The organism is Falsiroseomonas sp. (assembly GCF_051859025.1).
Lineage (GTDB): Bacteria > Pseudomonadota > Alphaproteobacteria > Acetobacterales > Acetobacteraceae > Falsiroseomonas.
In genome coordinates this window covers 62118-69063 of the sequence record NZ_JBHYGL010000019.1, presented here as the reverse complement: position 1 = coordinate 69063, position 6946 = coordinate 62118, and the positions used below count along the sequence as shown (strand labels likewise).

The 6946-nt window shown below is 76.1% G+C and carries 5 protein-coding genes; 1 reads left to right on the top strand and 4 read right to left on the bottom strand.

All coding sequences use genetic code 11. From position 1 onward, the window contains the following. Window positions 1-65: 65 nt before the first annotated feature. The 3 genes from der to ACTIE5_RS17340 all read right to left on the bottom strand — a co-directional run bounded on the left by der (window position 66) and on the right by ACTIE5_RS17340 (window position 3479). Window positions 66-1406, bottom strand: a complete 1341-nt coding sequence (gene der / locus ACTIE5_RS17350) for a ribosome biogenesis GTPase Der (protein ID WP_439550961.1) — start codon at window positions 1404-1406, stop codon at window positions 66-68. A gap of 82 nt (window positions 1407-1488) precedes the next feature. Then, window positions 1489-2829: an outer membrane protein assembly factor BamB family protein gene (locus tag ACTIE5_RS17345; protein WP_439550960.1), complete on the bottom strand. Its 1341-nt coding sequence runs from the start codon at window positions 2827-2829 to the stop codon at window positions 1489-1491. Then, a complete protein-coding gene (locus ACTIE5_RS17340) occupies window positions 2829-3479 on the bottom strand; it encodes a tetratricopeptide repeat protein (RefSeq protein WP_439550959.1) in 651 nt (216 codons plus the stop codon). Before ACTIE5_RS17340 ends, ACTIE5_RS17345 begins: the two co-directional genes overlap by 1 nt. Window positions 3480-3562: 83 nt before the next feature. Between ACTIE5_RS17340 and ACTIE5_RS17335 the strand changes: the two genes are divergently transcribed. Continuing rightward, window positions 3563-4186, top strand: coding sequence for a hypothetical protein (locus tag ACTIE5_RS17335; RefSeq protein WP_439550958.1), 624 nt, complete (start codon window positions 3563-3565; stop codon window positions 4184-4186). 3 nt (window positions 4187-4189) lie between these two features. Here ACTIE5_RS17335 and ACTIE5_RS17330 read toward each other — a convergent pair whose 3' ends face one another. Further along, window positions 4190-6892 carry a hypothetical protein gene (locus tag ACTIE5_RS17330; RefSeq protein ID WP_439550957.1) on the bottom strand — a complete coding sequence of 901 codons (2703 nt, stop codon included), beginning with the start codon at window positions 6890-6892 and terminating at the stop codon, window positions 4190-4192. Window positions 6893-6946 lie beyond the last annotated feature (54 nt).

The following is a 6946-nucleotide window of genomic DNA, read 5'->3' as shown; positions in this document are numbered from 1 at the left end:
CAGGGGGGTCTCCCCCCTGGCGGATGGGGTATGGGGAAGGCAGCGCCTTCCCCATCGAACTGGCGCTACTCCTCGGTGCCTTCCGCATAGGGATTGTCCGTCCCGCGCAGGTTCAGGCGGATCGGCACCCCCGGCATGTCGAACTTCTCCCGGAAGCTGTTCACGAGGTAGCGGCGGTAATCCTCTGGCAGCATCTCCGCCCGCGTGCCGAAGACGGCGATGGTGGGGGGGCGGGCCTTGGGCATGGTAGCGTAGCGCAGCTTGATGCGCTTGCCCTCCACCAGCGGCGGCTGGTGGCGGTCCTTCATCACCTCGAACCAGCGGTTCAGCTCGCCCGTGCCGATGCGGCGGTTCCAGAGGTCATGCACCTCCCGCACCGCGGGCAGCAGGCGGTCGATGCCGCGGCCATTGGCGGCGGAGATCGGCACCACCATGATGCCCTTCATCTGCGCCAGGCTGAAGGTCAGCACATCGTCCAGCTTCTTGCGGCAGGCGGCGCGATCCTCCACCGCATCCCATTTGTTGAAGGCGATGACGCAGGCGCGGCCCTCACGCTCCGCCAGGCGGGCGATGCGGAGGTCCTGTTCCTCCATGCCCAGCAGGGCGTCGATCACCAGGATCACCACCTCCGCCTCCTTCAGCGCGGCGATGGAGGCGCCGGTGGACATTTTTTCCAGATCCTTCTCGATCCGGGCCTGCTTGCGGAGCCCCGCGGTGTCCACCAGGCGGATGGGACCGACCTCGTCCTTGATCTGCACGGCGATGGCGTCGCGCGTCAGGCCGGGCTCGGGGCCGGTGATCATCCGCTCCTCGCCCAGCAGGGTATTCAGCAGGGTGGATTTGCCGGCATTGGGGCGGCCGACGATGGCGAGCCGCAGCGGGCGTTCGCGGTCGCCACGATTGCCGCGCGGTTCCTTCTGCAGGTGGTCGCGGACCTCGTCATGCAGGGTGCCGAAGCCGTCGCCATGTTCGGCGCTGACGGGGATGGGATCGCCAAGGCCGAGTTCATAGGCCTCCATCGCGTTCTGGATGCCAAGGCGGCCTTCCGCCTTGTTGGCCAGCAGCAGGACGGGGACATCGGCGCGGCGGAGCCAGTTGGCGAAGGCGCGGTCGGCGGCGGTGAGGCCCGTGCGGCAATCGATGACGAACAACACGAGGTCCGCCTGGCGGAGCGCCGCGTCGGAGGACGCGGTCATGCGGCCGGCCAGCGTTTCCGGCGCCGCTTCCTCCAGCCCCGCGGTGTCGATCAGCGTCACGGGGATGCCGCCGATCTCGGCCTCGACCTCCTTCCGGTCGCGGGTGACGCCGGGGGTGTCGTCCACGATGGCGATCCTGCGACCGGCGAGGCGGTTGAAGATCGAGGATTTGCCCACATTGGGGCGGCCGAGGATGGCAACGGTCTGCATGGGGAAGGGGTTCGATCAGGTAATGCTGACCGCGCCTATAGCACGGCCAGCGCCCCTGTCGTGTTCGGCGGTGGCGGCCAGCCTACCGCAGCGCCATCAGCGTCCCGTCATCGCCCAGCACCACGACCGTGCCCTGCGCCACCGCCACCGGCAGGGTGCTGCCGCTGGACAGGGGCACGCGCCCGGCGATGGTGCCGGCGCCGGGGTCGATCTGCAGCAACTCGCCCCGGCTGGAGGGGACCAGCACCAGGCCGCCCGCGACCAGCGGCGGGCCGAAGCGCGTGGCATCCCGCCGGCGGCCGCCTTCCGGGGTGGGGTCCAGTTCCAGCACCCAGCGGATGCGGCCATCATTGCGGCCGACGGCCACGGCTTCACCCCCGCGCGTGACGGCGAAGACCCAGTCGCCGGCGGAAGCCACGCCATTGCCGCCGCCGAAGGCCCGTTCCCACAGGCGCCGGCCGCTGCGCAGGTCGACCGCGATGGTGGTGTTGGACAGGCCGGCGGCGAAGACGCGGCCGCGGTCGATCACCGGCAGCCCGGTGATGCCGACGATGTCGGACAGGCTGGTCGCGCCCGCATTGCCGAGGCCTTCCTGCCACAGCAGGCGGCCATCGGTGACGCGAACGGCCGCCATCTCACCCGTGCCGAAGCCGGCGACGACGGTCTCGCCCTCCACCGCAGGTGCGGGGAGGCCCAAGGGGATGGTGGCCTGGGCGCCGGCGCGATGCGTCCAGAGGCGGCGGCCATCCTCGGCCGAGAGGCCGATGAGGTGGTTTTCCACCGTGACGACGAAGATGCGGCCATTGGCGACGGTGGGGGCGCCGCGCGTCGGCGCGGGGACCCGGACGCGCCAGCGAACGGTGCCGTCTTCCGGGGAGAGGGCCAGAACCTCGGCCTGGCCGGTGGCGACATAGACCACGCCGCCTTCCACCGCGACGCCGCCGCCCACCGCGCCGTCGCGGTCTTCCTCCGGCGCCGTGTCGCGGCGCCAGCGGCGGCCGCCGGTATCCAGCGCATGGGCTGTGACCTCGCCATAGGCATCAACGGCATAGACCGTGCCGCCGGCGATGACCGGGCCCGTGGTGATGCGCTGGCGGTAGCCGGAGCCGTAGCCGATGGAACTGCGCCAGGCTTGGCGCAGCGTGCCGGGGATCTCGGCATGGGGGGCGGCGTGGCTGGCCAGGCCGCCGGCCTGCGGCCAATCCGTGATCGGCTGCGGCGCCGGCAGCGTGACGGGGCGGCCTTCCTGGCCGGCATCGGCGGTCAGTTCGGGATCGGCGCGCATCACCGTGCGGCGTTCGCCGGGCAGCGGCTGCTTGCGGGTGCCGAGGATGCCGTCGAGCGTGTCGCAGCCCGCGAGGAAGCCGGCGGCGCCGAGGAGGGCGGCGCGGCGGGTGCCGCGCGTGGTCAGGATCTTCGTCATCAGCTTCCGAGCCCCGCTGCAACCCGTTGTGCGCGTTCCCGCATGGTCGGGGACACGGTGGCATCCGTCGCCAGCGCCTGCAGGCGGGCGCGGGCATCGGCGGTATCGCCGCGGCGGATGGCGACCAGGGCCGCGATCTCCCGCGCCGGGGCCTGCCAGGGATTGCCGGCAACGGTCAGCGGCCCGATGCGGGCCGCGAGCTGGGCGGGGTCCCCGCTTTCCAGCGCATGGCCGACGGCGAGCAGGGTGGCCAGGTCGCGGTAGAGACGATCGGCATCACTATCCGCGGCGACGGCTTCCCACAGCGCGAGGGCCGCGGCGGCGTCGCCGGCCTCGGCCTTCAGTGCCGCGGCGCGCAGCCGCGCGAGGGTGCGGTAGCCCGCGGGGGCTTCCCGGGCCATGGCGGCGAAGCCGTCCGCCGTGGCGGGCAGGTCAGCGCCCTCCCGCTCCGCGCCGCGATGCAGCGTCATGTAGGTGCTGGCGGCGGCGGCGGCCTGGCTGGCCTGGTGCCAGCGCCAGCCCTGCCAGCCGCCGGTCGCGGCGAGCGCGAGCAGCGCGACGCCCACGGCGACGCCGCCCCATTGCCGCGCGAGGCGGCGGGCACGGTCGGCGCGAAGGTCCTCTTCGACCTCGTCGAAGATATCGGGCACGGGCGATCCTCATTGGTCCGGCAGGGGGCGGACCATAGCGGCGTGTTCAGGTGACGTTAAGCCCGGAGGCGCAGCTTCGCGCCATGCAGCCCCGCAAGACCCCGTCTGAGCGTCCCCTCCGCCTGCCCCCCGCCGCCCTGGCGGTGGCGCTGCCCTTGCTGCTGGGGGGGTGTTTCGCGGAACAGGCGATGGGTCCGGCGCTGGTGGTCGGGGGGGCGAGCGTGGTGCTGACCGGCCGGACGCCGGTGGACCATGTGGCGAGCCTGATGACGGGCCAGGATTGTTCCATCGTGCGGCTGGAGCGGCGGGAGAGCTGGTGCGCGCCGCCGCCCGGGCCGCCGCCGCCGCAGGCCTTCTGCACGCCGAGCCTGGGACGGGTGGATTGCTGGACCAGCCCGCCGCCCGGCAGTGCCCGGCAGGTGGCGGACCCGCCGACGCCGCCCCTCGCCTCGGCGCCGGCCGCGGCCCCGCCCGTATTCAGCGCGCCACCCTTCAGCGCGCCCGCCTATGTGCCGCCGCCGGAAGCCGCCGCGCCAGCGGCCCCGCCCGCCAGGGTGCCAGCGGCCCCGCCTGCCCTTGTGCCAGCGGCTCCGCCCGCCACGGCGCCAGCGGCTCCGCCGGCCGCGAGCCCCGCCGCGGCACCCGCCGCCACCCCCGCCGCGCGTCCCCCCGCGGTGCCGGCGGCGCGGCGCGAAATCCGGACCTGAGCCTCAGGCCAGGGGGCCGCGCCACAGCTGGGTGCCGTTGCGCTGCGCCCTGCGGGGCGCGGCGAGGTCCAGGATCGCCGGGCGTTCCGCCACCAGCCGCCATCCCGCGGCATCGAGGATGCGGACGGACAGCGCTTCCTCCCCCCGCGCATGGGTGCTGAGGAGAAGCCAGCGCACCCGTTCGTTCAGCAGCGCCCCCGCGTTGTTGAGCAGCGGCGGGATGAGGCCGCGCACCGCGACCCGCACCAGGTCCCAGGCAGGCGCTTCCGCTAGCAGGTGCTGCGCCAGCGGCGCGGCGCTGCCGGCGCGGCTGGGCTCCGCGGTGGCGTTGCCGCCCATCACGCGCGCGGCCGTGGGGTCGAGGCCTTCCGCCTGCAGCCGTGACTGAAGCTGCCGGAGCCGGTCGGCCGCCGCCTCGGTCGCCACCAGGCGGGGCGCCAGGCCCTGGGCGCGGGCGACCCGGGTGGCGGTCAGCGCGATGTCCGCCCCCTGGTCGCCGCTGGTGCCGAAGAGCAGGCCGGCCCAGCTGCCCCGCGCATCCCGCAGGCTGTGCTCGACGGCCAGCCATTCGGCGCCCTGCGCCCCGGATGCCGGCGGCAGGGTCGAGCCCGTGAGCGCCGCATAGGCCATGGCGACGGAGACGTCGTTGCGCGGGTCGGGCCGTGAGTCGGGCCGCGGCGCCGCGGCGATGGCCGGCGGAGATACGGGCGCCGGGGATAAGGGCGCCGGGGGGGCGGGCACGGGGAGAGGGACGAGAGGCGGGATCGCGCCGCCCGACAGCCCGGTGGGCAGGGCGGCGGGAGGCGGGACCGGGACGGGGGGCGGGGCGAGCGGCATCGGGATGGCGGGCGGCGGGGCCGCGCTGGCGATGCCTGCCCTGTCGGGCTGGTCGGTGGGAGGCTCGGTAGCTGGCGCTGCGGGCGTGGCGACGGGTGGTGCGGCGACCGGCGGTGAGGCGACCGGCGGCGACGCGACCGGTAGCGCGGGGATGGGCGGCGCAGCGATGAAGGGTGCCGGCAGCGGGGGCGGCGCGGGCAGGGATGCGGGGGTGTCGGCCATGGCCTGTGGGCCAGGCGCCGCAGCCAGGGGCTCTGGGGCCGGTGCCGTGGGGGCCGGTGCCGTGGGGGCCGGTGCCTCGGGGGGGGGCGGTGAGGCCGGGGGGGGCGACAGGACGGGCGGCGCGAGGGGGGCGAGCATGGCCCAGGCTTCCGGCGCGATGGGTGGCAACGGAATGCTGGCGCCAGGGTCCATCGACGGCTCCACGGGCGAGTCCGTGGCGGCGGGGACGGCCGTGGACCAGGCATCGGCGATCATGCCAAGGGCTGGCGGTGCGTCCGGCGCGGGCGCCTCGGCCGCCGGGGCGTCTGGCGTCGTGGCGTCGAGCGTCGGGGCTTGGGCCTGGCCGAGGGACCAGGTCTCGATGGCCGGCGCCGGGCGGGGCTGGGGCTCCGATTCGGGCCTGGCGGTGGGGCGCAGCCCGCCGAGTGCCGGGACGCGGGCGAGGATCGCCTGGGCATGGGCGGGTGCATTCACCGGCGCGTTCGCCGGGGGGGCATGCACGGGACCAGGCGCCGGGGCCTGCGGCGGCGCAGCCTCCGCCAGGGCAGCCAGCAAGGCGGTGAAGGCTGGCGGGGCCGGCGCGGCGGGCGGCGGCGTCGCGATCAGGGAGGCGAGCAGCGGCGCGGGCGGGGGGCCAGGCTCAGGCGTGGCAGGCTCAGGCGGGCCAGGCTCAGGCTCGGCGAGCTCAGGCGCGGGCGCCTCGGGCGCGGGAGGCTCCGGGGTGGTGGGCTCGGGGGTGGGCGCCTCGGGCGCGGCAGCCTCCGGCATCGCGTCCTCGGGTGCCGTGTCCGCTGGCGCCGTGTCCTGGGGGGCGGCGTGATCGGTCCCGCCCTCGGCCTGCGGGGGGACGGCGGGCGGGGCGGCGGGCGGTTGCGCGGCGAGCGAGGCAAGCAGCGTGGTCAGGGGCGGCAGGGGGGGCGGTGGCGGCGGGGCGGCCAGGGGGGTGAGCCGTGCCGGCGCGGCGTGGCTTGCCGGCACCGCGGGCGCCGGGGCGGTGGCCGCGGGGGAATCGGAGGGGCTGGCGAGTGAGCCCAGGAGGGGGGAGCCGAGAAGGGGGGAGCCCATCTGGGGGTAGCCGGTCAGGGGCGAAACCGGACGGGCCTCGGCCGGGGGCGTGGCGGCGGGCATCGGGAGCTCGCTGTCCCGCGCCCCGCCAGTCGGCGCCAGGGCGGCGAGGAGGCCCGTCGCGGGGACGGTTCCGAGCGAGCCCAGCATTGAAAATCCGGATGACACCGCGCCCGGGGGCGGGGCCGCAGCCGCAGCCGGGGCTGGGCGCGGCGGTGCGGCCTGCGGCGCCTCGGGCGCCAGGGCGGCGAGGAGCCCGGCTGCCGGCGCCGGGGGGGCGGTGCCGAGGGAGTCCAGCAGCGAGGCGGCGGGCGGCGCCTCGCCCGGGGATGCCGCTGCGGGGGCGAGGAAGGAGAGCAGGCCCGTCGAGGCGGCCGGCGGGGGCGCGGGGATCACGGACGGCGCCGGCGGTGGCGCGGCCGCGGCCTCCGGCGCGGGCGCCTGCGGCGGTTGGGTGGCCGCCTGCGGGGGTTGGCCGGGCGCCTGCGGCGCGGCGGCCGACGCCTGCGGCGCGGCGGGCTGGGCGAGCGACATCTTCAGACGTGCCGCCCAATCGGGAAAGCCGCTGCCTCGTTCCGTCATGACCAGAGCCTCCGCCGCATCCCCGCCGGGGCCTTACCAGCCCGCCGCCATGCC